Annotated in this window: 31 protein-coding genes; 29 read left to right on the forward strand and 2 right to left on the reverse strand. The window is 54.0% G+C overall.

Annotated elements, in window-relative coordinates:
- Position 1: 1 nt before the first annotated feature.
- From D3791_RS10560 to D3791_RS10575, 4 genes are all read left to right on the forward strand, one after another.
- Positions 2 to 274, forward strand: a complete 273-nt coding sequence (locus tag D3791_RS10560; protein ID WP_172512158.1) for a DUF6457 domain-containing protein — start codon at positions 2 to 4, stop codon at positions 272 to 274.
- Between the two features lie 94 nt (positions 275 to 368).
- On the forward strand, positions 369 to 1,814 hold the full coding sequence (locus D3791_RS10565; RefSeq protein WP_172512159.1) for an HNH endonuclease: 1,446 nt from the start codon (positions 369 to 371) through the stop codon (positions 1,812 to 1,814).
- A gap of 59 nt (positions 1,815 to 1,873) precedes the next feature.
- On the forward strand, positions 1,874 to 2,416 hold the full coding sequence (locus tag D3791_RS10570; protein WP_022875555.1) for a YaeQ family protein: 543 nt from the start codon (positions 1,874 to 1,876) through the stop codon (positions 2,414 to 2,416).
- Positions 2,417 to 2,513: 97 nt separating this feature from the next.
- On the forward strand, positions 2,514 to 3,716 hold the full coding sequence (locus D3791_RS10575; RefSeq protein ID WP_172512160.1) for a glycerophosphodiester phosphodiesterase family protein: 1,203 nt from the start codon (positions 2,514 to 2,516) through the stop codon (positions 3,714 to 3,716).
- A 196-nt stretch (positions 3,717 to 3,912) separates the two neighbouring features.
- On the opposite strand, the gene D3791_RS16920 is transcribed toward D3791_RS10575, so the two are convergent.
- Both D3791_RS16920 and D3791_RS10580 read right to left on the reverse strand, forming a co-directional pair.
- A complete protein-coding gene (locus tag D3791_RS16920) occupies positions 3,913 to 4,395 on the reverse strand; it encodes an ImmA/IrrE family metallo-endopeptidase (RefSeq protein ID WP_425483099.1) in 483 nt (160 codons plus the stop codon).
- Positions 4,307 to 4,882 (reverse strand): helix-turn-helix domain-containing protein, encoded by a 576-nt coding sequence (locus tag D3791_RS10580; protein WP_172512161.1) that lies wholly within the window; start codon positions 4,880 to 4,882, stop codon positions 4,307 to 4,309. The genes D3791_RS16920 and D3791_RS10580 overlap by 89 nt, the downstream gene beginning before the upstream one ends.
- A gap of 139 nt (positions 4,883 to 5,021) precedes the next feature.
- On the opposite strand from D3791_RS10580, the gene D3791_RS10585 reads away from it, so the two are divergent.
- The 25 genes from D3791_RS10585 (at position 5,022) to D3791_RS10705 (ending at position 22,598) form a co-directional block, all read left to right on the forward strand.
- On the forward strand, positions 5,022 to 5,249 hold the full coding sequence (locus D3791_RS10585) for a helix-turn-helix domain-containing protein (protein WP_172512162.1): 228 nt from the start codon (positions 5,022 to 5,024) through the stop codon (positions 5,247 to 5,249).
- Positions 5,246 to 5,467 (forward strand): hypothetical protein, encoded by a 222-nt coding sequence (locus D3791_RS10590; protein WP_172512163.1) that lies wholly within the window; start codon positions 5,246 to 5,248, stop codon positions 5,465 to 5,467. The genes D3791_RS10585 and D3791_RS10590 overlap by 4 nt, the downstream gene beginning before the upstream one ends.
- A gap of 70 nt (positions 5,468 to 5,537) precedes the next feature.
- Positions 5,538 to 5,756 carry a hypothetical protein gene (locus tag D3791_RS10595; protein WP_172512164.1) on the forward strand — a complete coding sequence of 73 codons (219 nt, stop codon included), beginning with the start codon at positions 5,538 to 5,540 and terminating at the stop codon, positions 5,754 to 5,756.
- A 64-nt stretch (positions 5,757 to 5,820) separates the two neighbouring features.
- Positions 5,821 to 6,612, forward strand: coding sequence for a phage antirepressor N-terminal domain-containing protein (locus D3791_RS10600; RefSeq protein WP_172512165.1), 792 nt, complete (start codon positions 5,821 to 5,823; stop codon positions 6,610 to 6,612).
- Positions 6,613 to 6,740: 128 nt separating this feature from the next.
- Positions 6,741 to 7,262 (forward strand): hypothetical protein, encoded by a 522-nt coding sequence (locus D3791_RS10605; protein WP_172512166.1) that lies wholly within the window; start codon positions 6,741 to 6,743, stop codon positions 7,260 to 7,262.
- A gap of 297 nt (positions 7,263 to 7,559) precedes the next feature.
- Entirely contained in the window at positions 7,560 to 8,363 is an 804-nt protein-coding gene (locus D3791_RS10610; protein ID WP_172512167.1) for a helix-turn-helix domain-containing protein, read from the forward strand.
- Positions 8,360 to 8,767 (forward strand): hypothetical protein, encoded by a 408-nt coding sequence (locus D3791_RS10615; RefSeq protein ID WP_172512168.1) that lies wholly within the window; start codon positions 8,360 to 8,362, stop codon positions 8,765 to 8,767. The genes D3791_RS10610 and D3791_RS10615 overlap by 4 nt, the downstream gene beginning before the upstream one ends.
- Entirely contained in the window at positions 8,764 to 10,020 is a 1,257-nt protein-coding gene (locus D3791_RS10620; protein WP_172512169.1) for a replicative DNA helicase, read from the forward strand. The genes D3791_RS10615 and D3791_RS10620 overlap by 4 nt, the downstream gene beginning before the upstream one ends.
- A 36-nt stretch (positions 10,021 to 10,056) precedes the next feature.
- Positions 10,057 to 10,629, forward strand: coding sequence for a DUF7340 domain-containing protein (locus D3791_RS10625; protein ID WP_172512170.1), 573 nt, complete (start codon positions 10,057 to 10,059; stop codon positions 10,627 to 10,629).
- Positions 10,630 to 10,636: 7 nt separating this feature from the next.
- A complete protein-coding gene (locus D3791_RS10630; protein WP_172512171.1) occupies positions 10,637 to 11,035 on the forward strand; it encodes a hypothetical protein in 399 nt (132 codons plus the stop codon).
- Positions 11,036 to 11,283: 248 nt separating this feature from the next.
- A complete protein-coding gene (locus D3791_RS10635) occupies positions 11,284 to 12,345 on the forward strand; it encodes a nucleoid-associated protein (protein ID WP_172512172.1) in 1,062 nt (353 codons plus the stop codon).
- Between the two features lie 122 nt (positions 12,346 to 12,467).
- On the forward strand, positions 12,468 to 13,376 hold the full coding sequence (locus tag D3791_RS10640) for a hypothetical protein (RefSeq protein ID WP_281350635.1): 909 nt from the start codon (positions 12,468 to 12,470) through the stop codon (positions 13,374 to 13,376).
- 518 nt (positions 13,377 to 13,894) lie between these two features.
- Positions 13,895 to 14,368 carry an HNH endonuclease signature motif containing protein gene (locus D3791_RS10645; RefSeq protein ID WP_172512174.1) on the forward strand — a complete coding sequence of 158 codons (474 nt, stop codon included), beginning with the start codon at positions 13,895 to 13,897 and terminating at the stop codon, positions 14,366 to 14,368.
- 112 nt (positions 14,369 to 14,480) lie between these two features.
- The gene (locus D3791_RS16925; RefSeq protein ID WP_172512175.1) at positions 14,481 to 14,747 is read left to right on the forward strand and encodes an HNH endonuclease signature motif containing protein; all 267 of its coding nucleotides are present in this window, start codon (positions 14,481 to 14,483) and stop codon (positions 14,745 to 14,747) included.
- Between the two features lie 291 nt (positions 14,748 to 15,038).
- A complete protein-coding gene (locus tag D3791_RS10655; RefSeq protein ID WP_172512176.1) occupies positions 15,039 to 15,269 on the forward strand; it encodes a hypothetical protein in 231 nt (76 codons plus the stop codon).
- 61 nt (positions 15,270 to 15,330) lie between these two features.
- Positions 15,331 to 16,734: a terminase large subunit gene (locus D3791_RS10660; RefSeq protein WP_172512177.1), complete on the forward strand. Its 1,404-nt coding sequence runs from the start codon at positions 15,331 to 15,333 to the stop codon at positions 16,732 to 16,734.
- A gap of 4 nt (positions 16,735 to 16,738) precedes the next feature.
- Positions 16,739 to 18,070, forward strand: coding sequence for a phage portal protein (locus tag D3791_RS10665; protein ID WP_172512178.1), 1,332 nt, complete (start codon positions 16,739 to 16,741; stop codon positions 18,068 to 18,070).
- A gap of 57 nt (positions 18,071 to 18,127) precedes the next feature.
- The gene (locus tag D3791_RS10670) at positions 18,128 to 18,673 is read left to right on the forward strand and encodes a hypothetical protein (RefSeq protein WP_172512179.1); all 546 of its coding nucleotides are present in this window, start codon (positions 18,128 to 18,130) and stop codon (positions 18,671 to 18,673) included.
- A gap of 27 nt (positions 18,674 to 18,700) precedes the next feature.
- The gene (locus tag D3791_RS10675; RefSeq protein WP_172512180.1) at positions 18,701 to 19,627 is read left to right on the forward strand and encodes a phage major capsid protein; all 927 of its coding nucleotides are present in this window, start codon (positions 18,701 to 18,703) and stop codon (positions 19,625 to 19,627) included.
- A gap of 99 nt (positions 19,628 to 19,726) precedes the next feature.
- On the forward strand, positions 19,727 to 20,170 hold the full coding sequence (locus D3791_RS10680; protein ID WP_172512181.1) for a hypothetical protein: 444 nt from the start codon (positions 19,727 to 19,729) through the stop codon (positions 20,168 to 20,170).
- Positions 20,171 to 20,441: 271 nt separating this feature from the next.
- Positions 20,442 to 20,762, forward strand: a complete 321-nt coding sequence (locus D3791_RS10685) for a hypothetical protein (protein WP_172512182.1) — start codon at positions 20,442 to 20,444, stop codon at positions 20,760 to 20,762.
- The gene (locus tag D3791_RS10690; protein ID WP_172512183.1) at positions 20,762 to 21,169 is read left to right on the forward strand and encodes a hypothetical protein; all 408 of its coding nucleotides are present in this window, start codon (positions 20,762 to 20,764) and stop codon (positions 21,167 to 21,169) included. Before D3791_RS10685 ends, D3791_RS10690 begins: the two co-directional genes overlap by 1 nt.
- Positions 21,170 to 21,239: 70 nt before the next feature.
- Positions 21,240 to 21,803, forward strand: coding sequence for a phage tail tube protein (locus tag D3791_RS10695; RefSeq protein WP_172512184.1), 564 nt, complete (start codon positions 21,240 to 21,242; stop codon positions 21,801 to 21,803).
- Between the two features lie 94 nt (positions 21,804 to 21,897).
- Complete coding sequence (locus D3791_RS10700; protein WP_172512185.1) at positions 21,898 to 22,215, forward strand: hypothetical protein; 318 nt, start codon at positions 21,898 to 21,900, stop codon at positions 22,213 to 22,215.
- A 143-nt stretch (positions 22,216 to 22,358) separates the two neighbouring features.
- Positions 22,359 to 22,598, forward strand: coding sequence for a hypothetical protein (locus tag D3791_RS10705; RefSeq protein ID WP_172512186.1), 240 nt, complete (start codon positions 22,359 to 22,361; stop codon positions 22,596 to 22,598).
- The last annotated feature ends 43 nt before the right edge of the window (positions 22,599 to 22,641 follow it).

The raw sequence follows: 22,641 nt of genomic DNA on the forward strand, positions 1-22,641 counted from the left end.
CATGGCTGTGCACTTGCCTCCCGAAGCCCTGAATGAATGGCTCGAAGCCGCGACCGCGGAATTGGGCCTTGATGCCGCCGAGATCGATATCGCCACGGTCCTGGACGTCGCCAAGCATGTCGCCCACGAAGTCGCCCGCCCTGCCGCTCCCTTGAGCACCTTCCTGCTCGGTGTCGCATTGGGCAGTGCCAAGGGCGATCTGTCTTCTCTTGCCAAGCAGCTGGTCTCCCGCGCCCATCAGTGGTCCGACGACCACCCGGACAACGAAGCCTAATACGCGCGAGTTTTCGAGTTTCCCACGTCCGGTTTCGATTTTTCGTTGTGGATAAACCCTATTATTCCGGGCCTATTCGGCGTATACTGGATATATGTTCGAAGACAATGGAGTATTCGGTAGTAACTTCGAAGATGTACTTCCAGTGGGAACCACCTTCGCTGATGCTCCATGCCTTTCCGAAAGCGATCAGTCTTTCATCAGCGCTGCCCTCGCGGATGATGATCCAACCGCAAGCATCATCGCACTTCAGAAAATAGAATCCCAGAATGCGTTCCTTTCCTCGATCCAAGCAATCCTGACTTCGCATTTGGATGCTACGCAGGGCGGAACCATTGGCGGGCCGGTGACGGCAAAGCAGCGCGGGACGGCCCACCATGTGGCCATGGCCCGCAGGCGTTCGCAGAATGCTTCCGTCGCTTATGTGCGTCGCATGCGATTCCTGATAGCCGACATGCCATATCTCTTTTCCCGTTTCCAGCAGGGCGACTTCAGCGAGAAACTGATCATGGCCATCCTGGCTCCGTTAGAAGATATGAGCCAGTCGGAGCGCCGGGAATTTGATAGGTTCATTGCCAGCGCCCCGACCATGTTTGATACGGCATCGGACAAAGAAGCCCGCGACATTGCGCAGAAAGCTGTTGATGAAGTGCGCGGTGAAAACCGCGATCAGGACATCGAAAAGAAAGCAGAGCATCGTGGCGCATCCTTTTTCAAAGGCAAGGACTGTGTCCGGCTGAGCGCCAGCCTTCCCATCGAAGTGGGTATCGCCGTGGAGGCGTCGCTTGAGGACGAAGCACAGAAATTGAAGAAGGCTGGGGACCAGCGTCCCATCTCCCAAATCAAGGTCGATCTTGTGGTTTCTCGTCTGACGGGTCATCCGGCAGACAAGCCACTTCCAATCAAGCTGCACGTAAATCTCGTGATGACGGATATGTCCCTGCTCATGGACGGAAAAGAACCAGCTTCCATACAGGGCTACGGCTCCGTGCCAGCGGAATATGCCCGTCGGCTGTTTGAAGCCTACGGAGAGGTTGATGACTGCTCTCCGGTTGAAGAACTTGATCAATTGCGCCGCAGGATCAGGGCTTACCCGATGATCCGAAGGCTCTATACGCTGCCCGGCGGCCAGGATTTGGTGGCCATGGATTCCAAGGAGCGGCTCTTCAAGGGATCATTGCGCAAGCTATTGCAGCTGAGGGACCCTTACTGCCGCACTCCTTACTGCAACAACAAACCACGCCACGCAGATCATGTGCATCAGCACAGCAAGGGTGGAAAAACCTGCAGCATCAATGGATGCATGAAGTGCGCCTTCTGCAATTTAGCCAAGGAAGCACCCGGCTGGACTGAAGAAGTCATCCAAGAAAATCCGCACAAGATCAGAATCCATCCTCCCGGAGAAGTCACCTATGATTCTTCGCCTCCACCAATAGTTGGATTGGCAAGAATGGATGAATCACTGACCAAGCAGATCCAAAAGCAAACGCGGATCCCGAAAGAGCCGATCATTATATGGCGCTTCCCGGAAGCATCTTGAACCCTCACAACCGAGGGTTGTCACATGGCGCTGTCACTTGCGCTGTAAACTCGAGAACTATGGCTATCGGCGCGACTATGCACACTTTTGACGTTCAACTTGCTGATGTAGATCGCGGGGTATACGAGGACCTGTCACTGCGCGTGGCACAGCATCCCTCGGAAACCGATGCCTACATGATCACGCGTGTCCTCGCTTATTGCTTGGAATACGAAGAAGGAATCAGCTTCTCGGCCGGCGGCGTATCAACGGGAGAAGAACCAGCAATCCTCGTCAAGGATCTGACCGGATTGATCACTGCATGGATTGAAATCGGTGCTCCCGACGCGCAGCGGCTTCACCTTGGCAGCAAGCGAGCAGACCGCACGGCTGTCTACACCCACCGAGACCCGGAAAAGCTGCTGACAGCGTGGCGTGGCAAGATCATCCATCAGGCAGAGCAGATCCGCTTCCGTTCTTTTGATTCCACGTTCATCGACGACGCCGTGCGTTGCCTGACCCGCAGGAACACGATGTCAGTTTCGGTGACCGAAGGCCAGATCTACCTTGAGCTGAACGGAACGAATCTTCAGACGCAGTTCAGCGAACACGTCATTGAGTAGTAAACATTAATCTCTGCTTCAACTGACAGTGAGGTGGAGGTCATGCGCGCGCGGAAGCATGGCTGGTGTTCATCAATGACACCAAAGGAAGTCCACCATGAAACTGCGCAATATCACCCTCGGGGCTCTTACCCTCTGCTTGACAGCCGGCGTTTGCACCCCTGCGGTAGCAACTGAAGTTGAGCCTTCGGATTCAAACCCTCTGGTCATCGGACACCGCGGTGCTGCGGGCGTAGCTCCGGAGAACACCCTGGAAGCAATCAAGGCCGGCAGCCAGTCGGGTGCTGAATTCATCGAGATCGACGTGCAGCTTTCCAAAGACGGCGTGCCGTTCATCTTCCACGATGGAACCCCAGCCCGCACCACCAATGTAGAAGACATCTTCCCGGAACGTGCCAACGATGCGATCACCTCGTTCACTTGGGATGAATTGCAGCAGCTGGATGCCGGCTCGTACTTCTCCGGCAAATTTGTCGGCGCCAAGATTCCGCACTTCGACGACGTTCCCGGCGCACTGACCGGCGAAACCGGCGTGTTCATCGAGATCAAGGACCCAGCGAAGTCGCTGGGCGTTGAAAAGGTCGTGGCCGATGCGCTGGCCAACGATGAACAGTGGAAGGCGCTGCTAGAGGGCGGCAAGATCGAGGTTCTAGGCTTCGATGCAGCCTCCAACGAACGCTTTGCGCAGCTGGCCCCTGAAGTTCCACTGCAGCAGCTGACCGGAACCGTGCCATCGGCGCAGGAACTCGAGCACTACGCAACCTACGCTGATGCTTTCGGCACCAGCTACCGCACCCTCGATGCTGCCGGTGCTCAGCGTGTGAAGGATGCCGGATTGGGCTTGGGCGTTTACACGGTCAATGCTCCAGAAGCAGCCGATGAAGCACTGGCTCTCGGTGTCGAGCGCATTACCGGCGACTTCCCTCAGCAGATCGATCGCCACCTGGAGGGGCAGAAGGTCTTCCCAGCCAACAACGGTGTGCTGATTTCGGATGCCGTCAATGATGTTCCGGGCAGCGACACCACCCCGGAAAACGGCGAACATGTGATCTTGGAGAACACCAGCCAGCGCACCATTGACGTGAGCGGCTACCTCATCCGCGATGCCGCCAACAACAAGCTGCAGATCGGTGAAGGCTACGAGTTGGCTCCGGGAGCAAAGCTGCGCGTGTACTCGGGTCCAGGCACCAACAGCGATGAAGCGTTCTACGTCGACGGCGCAGGCGTGCTGAACAACGACGGCGACGCGTTGGCGCTGTGGGATGCCAAGGGCAAGCTCACCGACCTCTTCGCCAACTAAGGCCTCCAGGCAAAGCAAAAGCCCGGGAATCCAAAGGATTCCCGGGCTTTTCTTGGCGGTGACGGTGGGATTTGAAAACTCCCCTGAGTAGTATTTTTATGTTCTGATCGCTCTGTTCTCGCGTGTTCTCGCGGATTCTACTGAGTACGAATCAGACCTAAATGCCTAATTGTTGCCTCTGGCAACTGGCTTATTTCTATGTGTGGAGCTCTGCCATGTAGTTCATTAGGTCCACAATCTGACCCATACTCAGCGTGTCAATGAAGGCCTCAACTACCGAGGGGAGCACTCCGAGGCTCGCAGCAACTGACATTGTGTCAGCGCTCGCCACGGAGTGTTCCTTGAGAAGATCGACTGTGAGCAGCTTCCTTGCCGCCCAGCGGTTAGCTGCGCGCTCAGTCTTTGGATGGTGCCCTGAATGCCCGAAATGGGCGTGGCCTAGTTCGTGAGTGAATGTTGTTACCAGCTGGGGCATGCCCATGCCGGGGCGCAATGTGATGAAGCGAAAGCGGTGCTCGTATACACCCCACATCGTTCCGGGCAGGGGGGGTGCGTATCGAACCCGCACCCCCATTTCGTGAGCTAACTGCTCAAGGTTCGTCAGGTAAGTCATCGAATCCAATGTTCGGTTCAGCCGGCCGAGCGGCCAAATCGTATCTGTTCTTTCTAACATCCTCATCGGACATGTTGGAGTAATCAGGGTCTTGCCACTGGGGTGAAACGAAGTTCTGGTACCGCTCCATCCGCTCGGCGTTCCAGTGGGAAGCCCTGTCCCCTCTGCGCAAGGATCTGCTCTTTAGCTCAAGGAGCAGATCGACGTCGCTAAACGCCTGAAGAAGGTATGCCCTCCGCGCCTCCGGAGACTTGGAATTCTTCGTGGCCCATGAAGGCGCCCAGTCCGCTTCCTCCGAACGCCTGTTCAGTTCCTCGATTTCTTCATCTGACAGCGCGGGTGGTGGTGCGTCATTCAGTGACTCTATGTAATCAACCTCGGATATTACCGATCCGAGAATCTTAGCCACTCTTGCCTCCTTGGACATCGGCACCCCGGATGATTCCCAGTTGGCAATTGTTCTTGGCGAAACGTCTAGATGCTCAGCCATTTCAGCCTGAGTTAGATCCATATATCTGCGAATTGATTGCAACTTATCTGCGTTGATCTTCATATAAGCCATCCTATGGCAACTCTTCGCAACTTTGCAAGCTGATTTTCCGCAGGATTGCGGGATTGTGCAAAAAACCTAGTTGCATGAGTTGCAAAAGTTGCGAACTGTTGGTTAGAGTTGCGGTATGGAAACTACAACGATGAAATTACGAATCAACGGCACCGCCGTTCGCGTAATCCGTGAAGCGCTTGGGGTTCGCGCTGTCGATCTGGCCGCTCGCTCGGAGATCACCAAGAGCACCTTGTCGCACGTGGAAAAAGGTGCGCGACAAGTATCGCCTGCAACTTTGCGCAAAATTGCAATCGGGTTAGGCGTCCCGACCGAAGCAATCAGTTATCCGGACTTCGTGCAGTCGGTGGCGGCATGACCGCCGAAGTGGAATCCCCCTTCTACCAGTCACCTGAAGCCGTTGCCCCAACACTGGGGATGACTAAGACAGAACTTCGCAGGTATGCCAAAGAGTCGGGGCACTTCACCACTCTTAGCAAGAACCGCATGGCTCTCGATCCAGAAGATATCGAGAACATCAAAACCTGGGTCAAGACCCGCAACCAGCAGAACCGCAAGAAAGACCCCTTCGCCTAATCAGGCATCACACCACTCTTTGTACCACCCCGCTTGTCTTTCGAGACTCGCGTTTCCTAGGGAGAGCTCTATGTATATCGCCTGTGACCGCAGCGCCAAGAAGAACGACATTCGTGACTGGCTGATCATTTTGGCCGGCGACAACGGCGAGACGCTTTCTAAGTCACGCGCTGACAAGTTGGCCAACAAGTTCAAGAAGGGCTTGTTTGATCCTGAGCTTGAGCGGGTCATTCAGTATTCAGATCCGACCGGCGAGACGGCAGTCAATAGGGTGCTTGCCGCCGCATGAAGAAAAACCCCAGCCTGGCCGCTGGGGTTTCGTTTTACCCCTACCAATTAGGAGCAGTAACTCAATGACTACTTTAGTCGAAATCCCGTTCCACACCACTACGATCACGGCAACCAATGAGGGCGGAAAGCAGTTCGTGAGCTTGCGCCACATGTGCGAGTCAATCGGCGTAGATTACTCCGCCCAGTTGAAACGCATCAAGGGTGCCCCTTGGGGAACCGTGGCAGTTATTGCCACGGTTGCCGAAGATGGCAAGCGTCGCGAAATGAGCATGCTTGAACGCAAGGTTATGACGATGTGGCTCGCCACGATTGACCATCGGCGGATCGAGAACGAGGATGCCAAGGCGTATCTCGCGCTCTTCCAGAATGAGGCTGCTGACGCGTTGGACGCGTACTTCCATGAGGGCGGCACGATCAACCCGAATGCTTCGGCCGCACAGCTGGACCGCCTCGCGATGACGATCAAGGCTCAGGGTGAGGCGCTACAGGCTTTGTCTCCGTTCTTGTCGCCGAAGTTCTTGGAGTCGAAGGCGAAGATCCTGGCTGCTCGTGCGTTGGGTGAAGAGCCGGAGATTGACCCGTTGGATCTGCCGTTGCATGTGGATGACTACTTGATCGGCAAGGGCTTGAAGGCCAGTGAGATCAAGTCTGAGCGTTCGATGTTTGGCCGGCGAATCGCTAAAGCATACCGGGAGTTGCATGGCGAGGCCCCGAAGAAGGCGACGAACGAGGTGAACGGTTCCATTCGGATGATCAACGCTTACACCAATTCAGATCGTCCACTATTCGATCAGGTGTGGGATGAGCACTACGCGGAACTGTTTGAACCGAGCTTGATGGAGGAATTGTCGTGAGTGCTACGGGCAGAACTCGCTATCAGATCGGCGATACCAACCAATCACTCGAAATAAAGAAAGGCCGCGACGCACTCGCCAAAGTATCCGTCGCAGCCTCAACCAATTACCTAGAAAAGGAACCAGCCGTGAACAATGTTACCAACTTTCCTCAGCCACCTGCAGGATTCAAGCTTGAATATGTCTGCTCATGCGGCATGGGCTGCACCCCCAAGGACCTGAACACCGATGAGAACTGCCAGATCCTCGGCTCAAGCTACGAAGGCCCAAGCGTTCACCTCTACAACTCCACCGGGACCCAGATCAACAGTCGCTGGACCGCTGAGCGCGGGATTTTCTTCGACGTCTCAAACTATGGGTACACCAGCGACGACGATGACGCCCAATACATCGAAAAGCCGTGGACCCGAGAACAGCTGGAACACCTGCCGAAAATGATCGAGCAAATCTTGAGCAAGATCGACCAGGAGCACGCGGTAAAGGTTATGACCGCTAACCCGGTGCAACGGAAAGACCCACGCTGGCACACTGTCACCGAACTCGCCATGTGGTGCGATACCCACAACATCAGCGCAGTAACCGGCTTCGCAGCGTTCGACGAATTGCACGGTGCCGAGTACCGAATCAACGGCGGTGGCGACAATGCTTAGCACCTCCACTGCAACAGCTGAATCAAAGGTTGCACCTGCCCCGGTGGAGCTGCACTACTGGCCCAAAGAAGATATTGCAGCTGGACGTTTCACCGTGGCGCTATGCGGAGATACAGCCGTCCCGGTAAAGGACAGCTACGGAGCAACCACAGGCACGTCCTACACCTGCCCAGACTGCATGTTGCGTTACTCATTGCTGCCTGGCGGAGAGTAACGAAACAAGAGCAACCCACGTAGTTATTCAGTGGCGAGGAACAATTACTGTTCCTCGCCACTGTGCATTTCATAGGAGTCCAAGTGAGCATCCGAGCTCTTAAGTGGGCCTTCGATCAGAAGATCCCCACAATCCCAAAATTCGTGCTCGTCGTCTTGGGGGACTACGCAGACGAGCGCCATTCGTGTTTTCCAGGGCAAAAACATATCGCCGATACGATTGGCGCTTCGGAATCCAGCGTGCGTCGTGCGTTGAAAGCCCTGGAGGATGAAGGGCTGATCATTCGCGAGCGAAGGACCCGGGAAAACGGTTCGCGCACCTCAGATCGATACGTCCTACCGGTCAACGTGACCGGTAGGGATAAGGGTGGACTTACCGGTCACAGTGACACCCCCCAACCGGTCAGAGTGACCGGTAGGGGAAAACTGCCCGAAAAGGGATCAAAATCCGCGCCAGATAAGGGAAGCGAACCTGTGGATAACGAAAAACCTACCGGTCACAGTGACACCCCCATATCCGTTCTATCCCAAAGTACTATCCCAAAGAACCGTTTCGACGAGTCGAAACCTTCAAAGAACACCCCCGCACAGCGAGTAACGACCGAAGCCTACGAAGCAGTCGGGAAAGCATTCAACTACGTCGCCGTCATGAAGCTGACCGAATGGATGCTGCGAGATAGACAGCTCACCGAGCCACAAGCAGTGCAAGCAATCGTTGACACCTACCGAGCTGGAAAACCGATCATCAAGACCACCCTCGGGCAGCTCATCGACGGCTATAACAGCAAAGCAAACACCTCGATGCAGTCCACTTCAGACCGCATGCAGCAGACACTCCTGCTCGCCCAAGAGCTAGAACAACGCAACCAGGGAGCAATCACCCAATGAATATCACCGACACCGCCATGGTTCTTGCCAAAATCCAAGCATTCAACAACCGCACCTTCGACCAACCAGCAATCCAGGCATGGCACGACACCATCGGCGACCTAGACCTGACCGACTCACTAAACGCTGTGAGCGAGTACTTCCGTGAATCCAAAGAATGGATCATGCCTTCGGATATTCGCCATGGCGTGAAGAAAATCCGCGAGGATCGCATCGGAAAAATCCGAACGGACATCCGCATCAGAGAGGAAGACGAGGACTACGACAACGTCAAACTATCCGTTGCCCGCAAGAAGCACCTCTACAACCTCGTCGCCTCAGGCTCTATCTCGCCGGAGGAGTACCACGCCTACCACGCAGGAACCTTCGAATTACCGGACATGCCGAAAGCGATCACGAAATGAGCGGGACTCTCGAACACGCGGAACTGTCCGTCATCGGTTCAATCCTCCTCACGGGAGGCCAAGCGCTTGATGAGATCGATTTAGACCCGTCGAGCTACCAAGATAAGCGATTAGAAGATGTTCATCGCCTGATGATCGGGATGAAAACCTGCGGCGAACCAATCAACGTTCTAACCCTGCCAAAGTACGCTCTCACGAACGCACAGCGGGTAGACGCGTCACTGCTGCACCAAGCCATGTCCGTCACTCCCACGGCCTCCACAGTGGCTTACTACGCGAAGATCGTTGCCGATGCTCATGCAGGGCGAAACCTCGCCGCGACTGCCGACTGGATCAGGTCTCAGGCCGAACGTGGAGTGGACCCTGAACATGTCATCGAGCAGGCGAAAGCAACCCTTGAAAGTGCTCGCGGCAGCATCGGTCTCCGTAAGATCGCACCTATCGGTTCGAACACCGAGACCTACGTGGACAACCTCGAAAAAGAGCGCGTCTACTATCAAACACCATGGCCGCAAATCAACGACCTCATCGGCGGGCTCATGCCAGGAGCGCTCTACGTCGTCGGTGCGCGACCATCCGTAGGCAAATCGGCGGTAGGTCTGCAACTTGCTCAGTCGCTTGAACCTTATGGGTCGGTTGCTTTCGTCAGTCTCGAAATGCTCGAAGCTGATCTCATGGACCGCCTCATAGCCAACGAGAAGAAAATTCCTTACCAGCGAATCACCGGAGGAAGCCTCACCTCGGAGGACTGGCAGCGAATGGCCGAATGGCTGCCCACCATGGAGAACCGGCGAATCTACGTGTCCGAACCTCGCACATCGACAATGCCCGCCATCCGGGGGTTCATCAACGACGTACACCGTACAGAAGAACTGGCCGGCGTTGTTATCGACTACCTACAGCTGATCTCCCAGGCAGGCGAAAGGATGACCGACCAAGAATTCCTATCAGACGTAACCCGCCAGTTGAAGCTGATGGCGTTACAAATGAACATTCCTATCGTTCTCCTGTCCCAGTTGAACCGTGGCAGCGCGAACCGAGAAGACAAGGTACCCCGGTCATCAGACCTGCGAGGTTCCGGCTCAATCGAGCAGGACGCGGACGTGATCATCCTCCTGCATCGTGAGCTGAAAGGCGAAGACTCATACCGGATGTACATGAACGTGGAAAAGAACCGACGAGGACGCGCAGGGGACACCGAAATGGTGTTCCAAGGTCACTACTCGAACATTCACGACGCACTCTCCGACTAAACCCTAAACCAAAGCAAAGGGAAACAAATGCACTCCGTGGAACTATCCAAAAACATAACCGTCCTGACCAAAGCCCATCCGGTGAAGCATATCGATCCCGAAAACGGATCAGTAAGCTACCCAAACGAAACCAGCCTCTTCGAGCAGATCCGCAAGGAGATTGGATCAAGCAGCCGCAGGGGAGGGAAAAGCGGATCCGGGTCACGCTCACCCGTGGCCCTCGCCGCAGTTGCCCTGTGGTCCGAGATCCAAGAATCACTCAACACCAGCTACATCGCAAACACGGGCACGGAGAACCCCGAGCTCCCGCCAGAAACGAAACTCGATAGCTGGGCCTCATTCGCGAAGGATGAAGAAACCATTATCCGATGCGTGGAAACTACAAGCCAATGGATCGCTGAGATCCGCGAACTCATCAACCCCGAACCATCCGTTGAACTAGTCGGACGATGCCCCGCCTGCGGGAACACCCACGCATTCACAGAGCAAGACGGCGAGACCATCCGAAACACTGCACTGAATGCCAGCATGTTCGGTGCAAATTGTAGGTCCTGTGGTGCACACTGGGAGCCAAAGCAATTTGAAGACCTCAAGCATCAGATTCGATAGGAGAATCATGTCAGAACGAGCATTGCGGCCTGGTGGAATGAACCCCGTCATGAGCGCACTGAAACGGTTCGAGCTACGACGAGATCTCGTGACCGGAAAATGGCATCCAACGTTGCCTAAAGATTTCCAATCGGTGCACGCGGTGGAGGACGCTTCATATATTCCCAGGTCCAAGGATCGATCACAGGACCCGTATTTTCTGGAGGGCCCCAACGAATACAGCTTTGCGCTGTGCGGAGCCAAGATCAAAGTTGTGTTAGCTGTCGAGTTCCGCCCTGTTGATACCCAAGCCTGTGAACGCTGCGTAATGGAATTAGCAGCGATCAACGAGCGCTACGCGACGATGACAAAAAATGCAGAACAAAAACGAAAGCTTGCACAGAACTATAAACCTGTTAAACTATAGGCACAGGAGAAAACTGTACCCAAAGGCTTCCACCACGGAGGCCTTATTTTTATGCCCGGAAACAGGCAGAAAGCGCCACGCCCCGCAGCGCTAAACCAAAAAGCGGGGCATCTCAATTATACGTGCCCTGAAGGAATGCGGTTAGATTGATCAGGTAGAAAGTCCGCAATGCGTCTAACTCTTCGCATCGATTGGACAGTCTGCATTAGCGTGGGTGATCATTGGCATAAACACATTCCGGAGGAAGCATGCCAGACTTCTCGACATTGATTCTAAAGAGCATCTTTATGCACCAGATCCTTCTGGTAGGTGAAGGTCAAGACCGCAGTTTCGGATTGGCATTAACAGACGTTCCTGTGGAATTAAACGATCGGGACCGTGGGTTCCTCCGAAGCCGATTTGTAGACGCACTGCGTTCAGGGGCGCTTGCCATCATTCCTAATGACGAGGTGGACACACCTACTCCGAGTCTCGTTGCTAAGCACATTGAGGAACCAGGATTAAAAGCTCTCAGTCATGATCTGGCTGAGCGACTTGTTGCCGCCCAGAGAATGAATGCAAAATCTGGAATTTTGGTAGTTGCAGACGCTGTAATGGAAGGTAAAACGTCTGTTCTAATTGCTAAAGTTGAACATCAAGAAGCAATGCAGGCTAAAACCAAAAAACTTCCTAACGGTGATCGAGCCTTGTCCATTAAGCGCATACCGGATCTCGTTTTCGGCGATCAAAACAGAATTTATAAGGTTGCGATTCTGAGCCCTGACGCCGAAGAGCAAGCTAATATTTCCGGGTATCTTGCTGATGTGCAGAATAGTGGACGTTTTGCCACATACTTCATATCAGAATTCCTCGGCATGCGCTTGGGTGACGAGCCTGAAGTTCTGACCAAAAAATTCATGGACACTATGACCGAAGCGATCTCGGCGAGCTCTATGGATGCTGAAGCGAAGATGGAAGCACAGGCTGCTTTATCAGTAACACTGAAGAGCAATTCGCAGTCACTCGATCCACGAAGATTTGTCAAAGATCATATTCCACAGGTCCATCAAACTTTCGTCTTCAGGGCAGCTTTGGAGCGGGGTGCGCCACCAGTTCCTTTCAACAAGGATATCAAGATGGTCAAGAACAACCTGGACAACATTCGGATCCAGCTGGGTAGTGATATTTCCATTGTGGCGCCAACCGAGGCGATCGGCTCTGACAGCCGGATCAAAGTGGAACGCAATAAAGAAAACAGCGTTGCCGAAACATACAACATTACAATCCCTGATGTGCCGCTGGAAAACGTCAAGAACACCCGATCTCGCTGACTATGTCTGGACAAAGCTGGTCGGCTGCTGCCACATATGATGCGTACAAGAGCAACTATGCACTCTACGAAAAAATACTGCTTACAGCAGCCAGACAGATCGAGGACTTGCTAGACGAGTCGATGCATAGAACTCCACTTGTGGAGTCTAGACCTAAAGATCCAATGAGCTTATTTGCCAAGCAAAGTAAGCCACCTAAGGATGGAAGTAGATCCTTTAAGTACGTCGACCCTTGGCGCGACTGCTCAGATCTCTTAGGGATACGAATTATCGTTCCTCTGGCCTCCCAGAAGTCACAGGTACAAGCTCTTATAGAGGCGTCCCATCTGTTTAAAGTTCTCGACGTTGATGATAAGAGTCAGGGTCGCGAGTATAATGAGCTAACTTATGGTGGACTGCACCTGGACTTGCTAATCTCTGGCGCGGTAACGCCGCTTTCTGATCATGTGCGATGCGAAGTTCAAATTCGTACACTCGCGGAGCATACATGGGCAGAGACTGAACATGAGTTTATTTACAAAGGACCAGATGGGGTTTCGAAGGATACGAAAAGGCAATTCGCTAGGGCTTTGGCTCTCGCAGAACTGCTCGATCAAGAGTTAGATAAGGGGGTTCAAGAAGTGAGCTTACTCAAGTCCAATGCCCCTCTTGACTTGATGAAGGGCCTTCAGGCTCTAGCCAAGCAAATGAACTGGAGCCTTGGTAGCCGAGGGCTCACGGCTGATCACTTGCGGGAGATTGGCGCTCTGACAGATCGGTCTCCTTCGGAATTACTTACACTATCTTCCGATTTTGCATCCAAGCATAGAGACTTACTGAACCGGATCCGGGATGAAATCGGGCCTCAAGCACCCGAGTTTGATATACGAAATCACGCATTGGCTGTACAGCCTGAAGCGATTTTAGTTGCGGCTTTGATTCACGAGAATCCTTTCGCTTTCAATTCTCAGATTGAATACAGTGACCTAAGGGATCTAGTGCTTCCTATCGCGCGTTTTGTTGATGAGACTGGAATCTTCTCAACCGATTAGCATATCGACTACTCAGCGGGCCAGCCTCGATGCCCAGTAGTCATTCTGGGGGCTTCTTTACAGGCTCAATGACTGAGGAACTCGCGCAACGAAATTAGACCCCATAACCTGACCAGGTTACTGGGGGGCTTAGGCACCACACAAAGCCCAGACCTGCACAGCAGAGCGGGCAAGCGCTACTAGGAACCGCCCTCGACCGCTCACGACGGGGTAGCGCACGACGGGTCAACACTCCAATGAGTGAAGGCTACCCAAGACGGTTGCGAGTAAGCACACGCTTAGTCTTCAACAACCCGAGGATAGACCTGCCCGATCAAATTTACATAGAATCCTTGGGTAGCTCCCGAGGCCAGAAAGCCCCTGACGTTCTCCTACGTCGGGGGCTTTCGTGTACCTAGGAGAAGTAGAAGAAGATCTGCATCTTTGAAGGATGCGACAAGAAGCATCATGCTCGCGGACTATGTTCATCCCACCGCCGGCAATCTGATGCAGGTAAACCGCTAACTAGACTGCGCGACATGGGTAATGGCAAGTCCTTTCAGGATAGGTTCTGGGCGAAAATTCAACGTACCGAAACCTGCTGGGATTGGACCGGCGCTATAAACAGCCGTGGGTATGGAGTGATCAAGAAGAACGACAATCTTCTGCTTGCTCACCGCTATTCCTATCAAGAACACAAAGGCAAGATCCCAACTGGGATTTCTATTGACCACGTTTGCCACAATAAGAGATGCGTCAACCCGAGCCATCTGCGACTGGCAACTGATAAACAAAATAATGAGAATAGGTCAGGCGCGAACAGGAATAGCACGACAGGAGTTCTAGGCGTCTCACGTACTCAAGATGGAAAAATGTACAGGGTACAGGTCATGCACAATCGAAAGAACTACCAAGCGGGCCCATTCGTTTCCATTGAAGAGGCGGAGCGCGCAGCGATTGTATTGCGAAACTCGATGTTTACGCACAACAACCTGGACCGCGTAGCTATGTAGATCCGCTAAGCCCAACGATGGGCCCGGCGCTGCGACCGGGTAACGATCCAGCAACCGCCGCCCGCGTTGGAACCGGACAACCAACGCGGGTAGCAACAAGAGGTGGTGAACGATGGCAACAGAGCGCAACGGACACGGACACCGAGCCTACCGACGCAAAGCCCAACACCTCCGAAACAAACAACTCCCATGCGCATGGTGCGGACAACCAATCGACTACACACTCCCACCAAACAACGCCATGGCATTCACCGCCGACCACACACAAGCAATCGCAAACGGCGGACACCTATACAACCAAGAACTCCAACCAATGCACCGCAAATGCAACGCAACCAAAGGCGCGACCACACAACCCAACATCCGCCCCGCCGGATAAGGGTGGGGGTACACCCCAAGGTCGCGCCAACTGCCTCGTCCCGGGCCGCTCTTGGCGTTTCTCTCTCCGCATTTTGTTCGGTGTACCTGATTAGTACCTGATAGGGGAATAGCGATGCCTAAACCTCCTGCGCCGTGCGGTACGAAGGCTGCTTATGAGCGTCATTTACGCAATAAGGAGCCGGTTGACGATGCTTGCCGGCGAGCTAATACAGTGTCGAAGCGTCGGCAGCGTGATGAGTCGCGTAAACCGTCGCCTGAGTCGGCTCCTGGGGGTGTTGTGGTGCCTGAGATGCCTTCTCGTGAGAACGACTTGGAGCGTGCTCGTGAGGTCTTGTGGGCTTCGATCCAATATGCGGTTGCTGAAGACCCTACTCGCGTTTCTGGGCTCACCAAGGAGCTGCGCGAGGTTTGGAAAGAGCTAGAGGCCATTCGTGGCGAGGAAAAGCAGGAGGCCGATAGTTTTGACAGCTTCCTCGACGGCGGCAACGTTGTTGGGTTCCCAAACGCCGCGAATTCTTAAGTCTCCTGAGCGTGTTGGAACGCATGGGCCGCGTGTTTGCCAGTTCTTGGACATGTGTGGCGTGAACTTGTTGCAGTGGCAGCGGGGCGTCATGGGTGAGCTTTTTGCTTATGACGCTTCTGGTGCGTGGGCTGCGACTGAGTTTGGTGCTCTTGTTGCCCGTCAGAACGGTAAGGGTGAGATCCTGCTGGGTTACGACCTGGCGCATTTGTTCATGTTTCCGCGGGCTAATGGTGCTCATAAGACGATTTTGCATACTTCGCATGAGACGAAGACGAACGATGAGGCTTTTCAGAAGTTGGAGGCTGTGATTCGTTCGGTTCCTCAGTTGGATGCTCGTGTTGCTCATATTTATACGGCGAATGGGCAGGAGGGTGTCACGTTGAAGCCTCGTAAGGGGCAGAAGCGTGGGGATCGTATCCGGTTCGTGGCCCGTTCCAAGAACTCGGGCCGTGGTTTTACTGCTTCGAACGTGATTTATGATGAGGCGCAGGAATTTAGCCGTCAGGCGTATAAGGCGATCTCTTATACGCAGACGACGATCAAGAATCGGCAGGAATTGTTCGCTGGGACTGTTCCCGAAGATGGCGTGAATGATTCTGAAGTGTTCGAGGGTTTGCGGGATCGTGGACGTGATACTGAAGCTTTTCCGCGCACTGGGTGGGCTGAGTGGTCCCCTACTGGCGCTGAAGATCCGGACCTTGCTGACAGTATTGACAAGTCTGACGAGGCCGCTTGGATGCAAGCTAACCCTTCTGCGGGTTATTTGATCGAACTTGAGACTATCGCTGAGCAGTTGGAACGTGATAAGTCGCCTAATGCTGAAGATTTCGGTATGGAGCGTCTGTCGATTTGGCCTGCTCGTCGGCCTGAAGCTGAGGTTGTCCTTCACGACATGGATTTGGCGCTTTGGGCGGATCAGGTTGTTTCTGAGAGCGAGTTTCCGCTTCCTGTTGGTGGCGCTTTGACGGTGAATCTTGGTCGTGGCGGTGGTTTTGCGACTGTTTCGTATGCTGCACGCCTTACTGATGGGCGTATCGCTGTTCGGACTTTGCATACTGCGACTCAGACCTTGTGGGTTCCTGCGAAGTTGCTTGAGTTCAAGAACAAGTATCAACCGTCGATTGTTGCTCTGGATTCTAAGAATTGTGCACCGGTTTTGACTGATATTGATGCTTTGCAGATCCCTTACATGTCTTTGAATGCGTCGGAGATCGCTGGCGCGTTCGGTTTGTTCATTGAGTCTTGGAATTCGGGTCAAGTCGCTCATTATGACGAGGTTGGATTGCGTGAGTCGTTCGCGCACGCTGGGACCCGTCCGCTCGTTGGCGGGACTACCTGGGAGCAGGTGGACCCAGCCGAACCAATTACTCAGGCTCAGTCGGTGACTTTCGCTTTCTGGGCTGTGAAGAAGTTTGAATCTGCGCCTCCGAAGGTTGAGGCCGTCATTAGAGGGATTAGGTGAGACTGTGGCTAAAACTGCCGATGAATTGGCTGGCCTGATTCGTGGTGATTTTCTGCGAGATGCTCGTAAAGAGTGGGCGCGGCTGCGCTGGTTGCAGAAGAACATTGATGGGGGTCTGAACAAGACGTGGATGCCGGAGAATGCTGACCTTGAATACCGGGATTTGTTCCGTAAGGCACGTTCTCCGTGGTTGCGCTTTGTTCGCGATTGCATCGCTCAAGGCCTCATCGTTGATGGGTACACGCATAACGACATTTGGTTAGATGCGTGGCAGGAGAATGGGATGGATGGCCGGCAGGGTCAGGTTACGCGGGAGGCTATCGGGCTCGGTTATTCGTTTGTCCTGTCTTTGCCTGCTGTTGGTGGCGGCGTGGTTATGCGCCCGTTGTCAGCGACTCGGACTTTTATGTCAAAGGCTGACCCGTGGGACGAATTCCCTGATCTGGTGCTGCATCGTGTCGCAGACAAGAAGTGGATGGCTGTCGATAACGAGGCGGTTTACCGTTTCGAGGGAGATCCTGAGCATATCGGCGAGATGGACGTTACCCGGCATGATCTTGGTTTTGTGCCTGTGGCGATGGTTCCAAATAGTTACGCTACTGACGGCTACCCGGAGTCGGAAATTGAGCCGGCGATCCCTGTTTACAAGCGGATCGTTGACGCAACTTTCACCTTGCAGATGGTGCAGCGCTATGGCGCTTTCCCTCAGAAGAACATGGCTGGTGGCTCTATTGCTACCGACGCGGACGGAAATGCGCTGATACGTCCTGCTGTGGATTCCCTGCTTCACTCGACGGACCCGCTAACGAAGTTCGGTTCTTTCCCTGCAGCGGATTTGGATAAGGTTTCCAGCTCGGTTGACACCCATATCAAGCATTTGTCAGCTGTGTGCCAAGTTCCTCCGCATTACCTATTGGGTTCTGTGGTGAATATGTCTGCTGAAGGTATCGCGGCTGCCGAGTCGGGTTACTTCCGCAACATTGACGATCACAAGGTTGTCATGGGTGAGGGTTATGAACTTGCCTTGCGTTCAGCTGCCGCGATCCTTGGCAGTGACGCTGCCGATGACACAGCTGCGGAGATCCACTGGCGCGACACGTCCACCCGATCTTTGGCGCAGACCAGTGATGCGGTTGTGAAGCTGGCGACTGTTGGTGCGCCACTTGAAATGCTGTTCGCTCTCATTCCTGGTTGGTCTAAGAGTGACGCGATTGAAGCTGCCGAGCATGTTCGTTCGAACGGTTCGCAGTCCCTCCCAGAAGCTATCCAGGCTAACGCACAGAAGGCCGTGGATGGGTTCAGGGGCCTAGAACTACCCGTTGAGGGTGATCAGTGACAGCGACTGTTTTCGCTGGAATATCGACGGATTTACGGATGAATCGAGGAAACACTCATGTCTAACGAACCTGCCGCGGTTGAGCCGGCTGGCGATCCTGCAGCATCGAATGAATCGGTGTTCACTCCTCCTGCTTCTCAGGAAGAGCTGGACAAGATCATCAATACTGCGGTGGCTCGCACGCATCGCAAGTATGCGGATTACGACGATCTGAAGAACAAGGTAAGCGGTTTTGATGCTTCCTTGTCTCAGGCGAAGTCCGAAGCCCGCACTGAGGCTGAATCTGAACTGGCAGAGAAGCTTTTCAATGCCGAAGTTCGTGCTGCCGCGATTGTGGCTGGGTTTCATGATCCAACTGACGCTATTGCGCAGTTTGGTGATCATTCTGGCGTGGTTTCTGGTTTGGATGTGGACAAGGACAAATTGTCTGCGCGTCTGACTGAGATTGCGACGGAGAAACCTTATTTGGTGAAGGCTGAACAGTCTAAGCCGAAGATCAAGCTGAAGCCGTCGCTCGGCGATTCACCAAAGGGGCAGGAATATCCTGCCGCTAAGGGGGCCCGTGCTGCTGCCGCGCTTCGTGAGTTTTCCTCAAAACGTTAACCATTCCTATTTTGGAGGTATTGCCAAATGGCACCTGTAACTCGCGCCGATATTGAGGCGCTGATCGAGGAAGAGTACAACCATACTCTGCTCAACCGTGCTACCGAGACTTCTACTGTCTTGCGAGCATTCCGTACCGCCCCTATGGGCGCTAAGGTTCAGAACCTGCCTGCTCTGGCGACTTTGCCAGAAGCTAAGTGGGTTGGTGAAACCGCTGAAACGCGCACCAAGCCAAGCACCAAGTTCTCGTTTGAGAACAAGATTCTCACCGCTGCTGAAGTTGCCGCGATCATTGTCCTGAATGAAGAAGACATTGAGGACGCTACTGAGGATCTGCTGTCGCAGGCCGCCGCACTGGGTGGTCAGGCTATCGGCAAGGCACTGGATGCCGCGGTCCTGTTCGGCACCAACAAGCCTGCTGCGTGGACTTCTGCGGATTTGTTCGCTGCTGCTACCGCTGCGGGCAACGTTTTCCAGGTCGGAACCGGTGAAGACGATCTCGTGGGTTCGATCTTCCAGGCTGCCGAGGCCGTAGATGATTCGGGCGCTAACCCTGACGTGTTCCTCGCTCGCGGTGGTCTGAAGTACAAGCTGGCTAACCTGCGTGATGCGCAGAATTCGCCAATTTACCTGCCTTCTCTGTCGCAGGCTCCGGGCTCCGTGGATAACGTGGCTGGTTTGGATGCGTACTGGAACAAGAATGGTGCGTGGGACAAGACCAAGGCTATGGCTATGGTCGCTGATCCTTCGCTGGCACTGATCGGTATCCGTTCCGATATTTCTGTGAAGTTCTTGGATCAGGCCACCATTGACGGTGTCAATCTGGCTGAGAACGATCAGGTCGCTCTCCGTTTCCGCGCTCGTTACGCATACACCCTGGCAGATGTTGTCGGCAACGATGGCGAACGCGTTGCGCCTGTTGCCGCTGTTACTCCGGCTGCGGTGACCCCGTAACGATGGCTGTTTTCGTGCATGAAGGTACGGGGCGGAAGGTTTCTGTGACTGGTAAGGTTGCAGATTTCTTCCGCTCCAACGGCTGGAAGGAGGCCGAGAGTGGCACATCTGATGACACTGGCTCAGGTCGAGCCACTACTCGCTCGGCCCCTAAACGACGCGGAAAAGCCGAGAGTAACTAGCTGGATCAACGCTATCGAGGCGTTTCTAGTGATGCGCTATGGTGAGGCCAAAGTAGCGGAGTTGCTGGATTATCTGCTCGTGTTTGTGGCTGACTCTATTCAGCGTCGCCTCGACAAGAAGAACCAGATGGCCGAGCAGGAATCTGCTGGGCCATTTTCGGTTCGTTGGTCGTCTGCTAGTTCCAAGGGTGGCTGGTTCCTCCCCGGCGAGCTAGCGGACATGGATGACTCTGCTGGTCTTGGCAGTGTCCGAACGTACCGCACGCCTGCTCCTGCGGGGGTTGTGTCTGGGAATCTTACGCCTGGGTTCAGCCCCCGCTCTGCATATGCGCCGGATGATGATTTTGATGGGTATTTCTAATGTTTTCTTATGGGGATACGGTCGTTCATCATCGTTTCACTGGCGTGACAAAGAATGCCCTGAATCAGACGGTGAAGCAGTTTGCGCCACCTGTTGAAGTTCATGGTGTTGCGGTGGCTCCTGGGTCTGGCTCTGAGCCGACTCAGGGGCTTTCGTACAGGGTCGTTTCTAAGATGACCATCTATTTGTCAGCCGGTGTTGGTTTCAGCGCACAGGATGAGGTTACGGTTCGCGGCCAACGCTATGGTGTTGACGGTGAGGCTCAGGGCCCGTGGGTGAATCCGTTTACTGGGTGGTCTCCGGGCGATGCTGTGACGCTGAAGCGGGTGACTGGTTGATGGCTCGTAAGTTGAAGTTCAATCAGAAGGTGTTCGAGGAAATCCGTAAGCTTCCTGCTGTCCGTGAGGATTTGAAGCGTCGCGCCGAGAACATTGCTGCGGCTGCTGGCGGTGAAGCGATGGGCTATAAGGTCACTGAGCTGGTTTTGGAAGATCCTCGTGGTGCTGTGTCTGTGATGGCTACGGGTCACGCTCACTTCCATAATCGTAAAAATCATGCGCTGATTCGTGCTTTGGATGCGGGGCGTGACTGATGGACGTTCTGATGTTTCAAGATCCGACACAACGGGCTATGGCTTATTTGGGGGCGTGGCTCCCGGCTGAGGCTGGCCCGTTCTTGGATGTTCCGCCTGAGTGGGCGTGGGATCAGCTTCTTGTGACTGTTGTTGATACTGGTGGTCGTGGTGAGCGTGATGTGGTCTTGGATGATGCACGGTTGACGGTTGAGGTTTCTCATCCTGATGCTGTGCGTGCGTCTGAGGTTGCGCGTAAGCTTCATGCGATTATTCGACAGTGGCCATTCCAGGAGAAGGGCGTGATTTTCTTGCGCACGTTGCAACGGCCTACTTTTCAACCGGATTCGGAGACTCGCACGCCGGGTTACTCCTTCACTGTGGAACTGAGTTTCAGAGCGTCCACAGTCGAGTTTACTGCTATCTAACCTAACCATTTTTCAAGCCTGATCACGTTTGTGGTTGGGCTTCTTTTGTATGCCCTTTAGGAGGCAAATCATGGCAACTGGTACAGCTGCTATTTTGACTGGCTCGCCGGTCACCGCGACTGGTGGACTGCTGTTCGGCGATTCCGACATCGCGGCTCCAACTGATGCTGCTACTGCTCTTGATCCTGCGTGGGTCAAGGGTGGATATATCGGTGAGGACGGTGTTACTCGTACCACCGACGCATCGGATGAGAAGATCCGTGCATGGGGTGGCGACGTTGTAAAGGTCGTCCGTACTGAACACAGCATCACTTACACCTTCCAGTTCTTGGAGTCCGCTAACGCCGATGTGCTGAAGCTGATTCACGGCGAGGACAACGTGACTGTTACTGCCGGCAAGGTGAAGGTCAACCAGACTTCGAAGATGCCACCACGCAAGGCGTTCGTGTTGGACATGCTCGATTCTGAAACCCATCTGCGCGAATTCATTGCCGATGGTCAGCTCACTACTTCCGGTGATGTCACTTTCGTTCACTCTGACGTGATCCGCTACGAGGTCACCATTGAGGCATTCCCTGACGCTAATGGCGTGAAGGCTGTTTCGTTCATTGATGATCCAGTAGTTACCCCGTAGTTACTGGTTCCTATTTTTCCTGTGCCCGGCGTGTTGGTCAGCTCCGCCGGGCACAGGTTCACCTTTTGACGCTGACTGACCCCAATTACTTTTATTGAAAGGGCTGACCGTGCCTACTTCGAAGAAGCGCAAGTTTGAGCGCAAAGTTGAAAAGTCTTACCCATTCGTCACTTTCAAGTCGGAACTGTTTGACGATGAGTTCAGTTTCCCGAAGCTTGAGAGCGCACCGTTGCGCGTTATCGAGGCGATGAACACTGGCGAAGTGCAGCACGTTTCCGCATGGTTGATCTCTGCTGGCGCGGATAAGGAAGCTGTTGAAGCGTACCGTGACCTGTCCCAGGAAGAACTGATGGAGTTCATTGAGGATTGGACTGCCGGTCAGCCGGTGGGTTTAGGGAAATCAGCGAGCTAATACAGCTCCACACCGAGTATCCCGCCGCGTTTGAAGCGTCCCTCATTGATCGGGGTTTGCGTTGGCGGGATATCGCCGCTGAGGACTTTACTTGGTCCGACTGTTGGGCTGTGATCAGCAATCTTCCTTACGATGACCCTTTGATGCGTGCCATCAATGGTAAGGACTGGTTCTGGTATAACCCGATGTTTGATGTGGCGACTGGGATCTATGACGGGATTAGTCAGCTTGTGGCGGTCGTGTCACGTCGCCATGGGATCAAAAAGTCTGAGGTTCCTAAGCCTGTTCCAAGGCCGTGGGATAAGAAGCAAGAGTCAGAGGTCCTGAAGGTCAAGCCGTCGAAGATTGAGGATCTTCGGAAGTTGCTCGGCTGGGACAAATAAATTCATATCAAGCAGGAAGGCACCGACTAATCATGGTCGGTGC

The organism is Glutamicibacter mishrai, assembly GCF_012221945.1.
Taxonomy (GTDB): Bacteria; Actinomycetota; Actinomycetes; order Actinomycetales; family Micrococcaceae; genus Glutamicibacter; species Glutamicibacter mishrai.

Coding starts and splice junctions, on each gene's coding strand:
- D3791_RS10560 (WP_172512158.1), top strand. CDS start 2: ATGGCTGTGCACTTGCCTCCCGAAGCCCTGAATGAATGGCTCGAAGCC.
- D3791_RS10565 (WP_172512159.1), top strand. CDS start 369: ATGTTCGAAGACAATGGAGTATTCGGTAGTAACTTCGAAGATGTACTT.
- D3791_RS10570 (WP_022875555.1), top strand. CDS start 1,874: ATGGCTATCGGCGCGACTATGCACACTTTTGACGTTCAACTTGCTGAT.
- D3791_RS10575 (WP_172512160.1), top strand. CDS start 2,514: ATGAAACTGCGCAATATCACCCTCGGGGCTCTTACCCTCTGCTTGACA.
- D3791_RS16920 (WP_425483099.1), bottom strand. CDS start 4,395: ATGAGGATGTTAGAAAGAACAGATACGATTTGGCCGCTCGGCCGGCTG.
- D3791_RS10580 (WP_172512161.1), bottom strand. CDS start 4,882: ATGAAGATCAACGCAGATAAGTTGCAATCAATTCGCAGATATATGGAT.
- D3791_RS10585 (WP_172512162.1), top strand. CDS start 5,022: ATGAAATTACGAATCAACGGCACCGCCGTTCGCGTAATCCGTGAAGCG.
- D3791_RS10590 (WP_172512163.1), top strand. CDS start 5,246: ATGACCGCCGAAGTGGAATCCCCCTTCTACCAGTCACCTGAAGCCGTT.
- D3791_RS10595 (WP_172512164.1), top strand. CDS start 5,538: ATGTATATCGCCTGTGACCGCAGCGCCAAGAAGAACGACATTCGTGAC.
- D3791_RS10600 (WP_172512165.1), top strand. CDS start 5,821: ATGACTACTTTAGTCGAAATCCCGTTCCACACCACTACGATCACGGCA.
- D3791_RS10615 (WP_172512168.1), top strand. CDS start 8,360: ATGAATATCACCGACACCGCCATGGTTCTTGCCAAAATCCAAGCATTC.
- D3791_RS10620 (WP_172512169.1), top strand. CDS start 8,764: ATGAGCGGGACTCTCGAACACGCGGAACTGTCCGTCATCGGTTCAATC.
- D3791_RS10630 (WP_172512171.1), top strand. CDS start 10,637: ATGTCAGAACGAGCATTGCGGCCTGGTGGAATGAACCCCGTCATGAGC.
- D3791_RS10635 (WP_172512172.1), top strand. CDS start 11,284: ATGCCAGACTTCTCGACATTGATTCTAAAGAGCATCTTTATGCACCAG.
- D3791_RS10640 (WP_281350635.1), top strand. CDS start 12,468: ATGCATAGAACTCCACTTGTGGAGTCTAGACCTAAAGATCCAATGAGC.
- D3791_RS10645 (WP_172512174.1), top strand. CDS start 13,895: ATGGGTAATGGCAAGTCCTTTCAGGATAGGTTCTGGGCGAAAATTCAA.
- D3791_RS16925 (WP_172512175.1), top strand. CDS start 14,481: ATGGCAACAGAGCGCAACGGACACGGACACCGAGCCTACCGACGCAAA.
- D3791_RS10655 (WP_172512176.1), top strand. CDS start 15,039: ATGCCTTCTCGTGAGAACGACTTGGAGCGTGCTCGTGAGGTCTTGTGG.
- D3791_RS10670 (WP_172512179.1), top strand. CDS start 18,128: ATGTCTAACGAACCTGCCGCGGTTGAGCCGGCTGGCGATCCTGCAGCA.
- D3791_RS10675 (WP_172512180.1), top strand. CDS start 18,701: ATGGCACCTGTAACTCGCGCCGATATTGAGGCGCTGATCGAGGAAGAG.
- D3791_RS10690 (WP_172512183.1), top strand. CDS start 20,762: ATGGACGTTCTGATGTTTCAAGATCCGACACAACGGGCTATGGCTTAT.
- D3791_RS10695 (WP_172512184.1), top strand. CDS start 21,240: ATGGCAACTGGTACAGCTGCTATTTTGACTGGCTCGCCGGTCACCGCG.
- D3791_RS10705 (WP_172512186.1), top strand. CDS start 22,359: ATGCGTGCCATCAATGGTAAGGACTGGTTCTGGTATAACCCGATGTTT.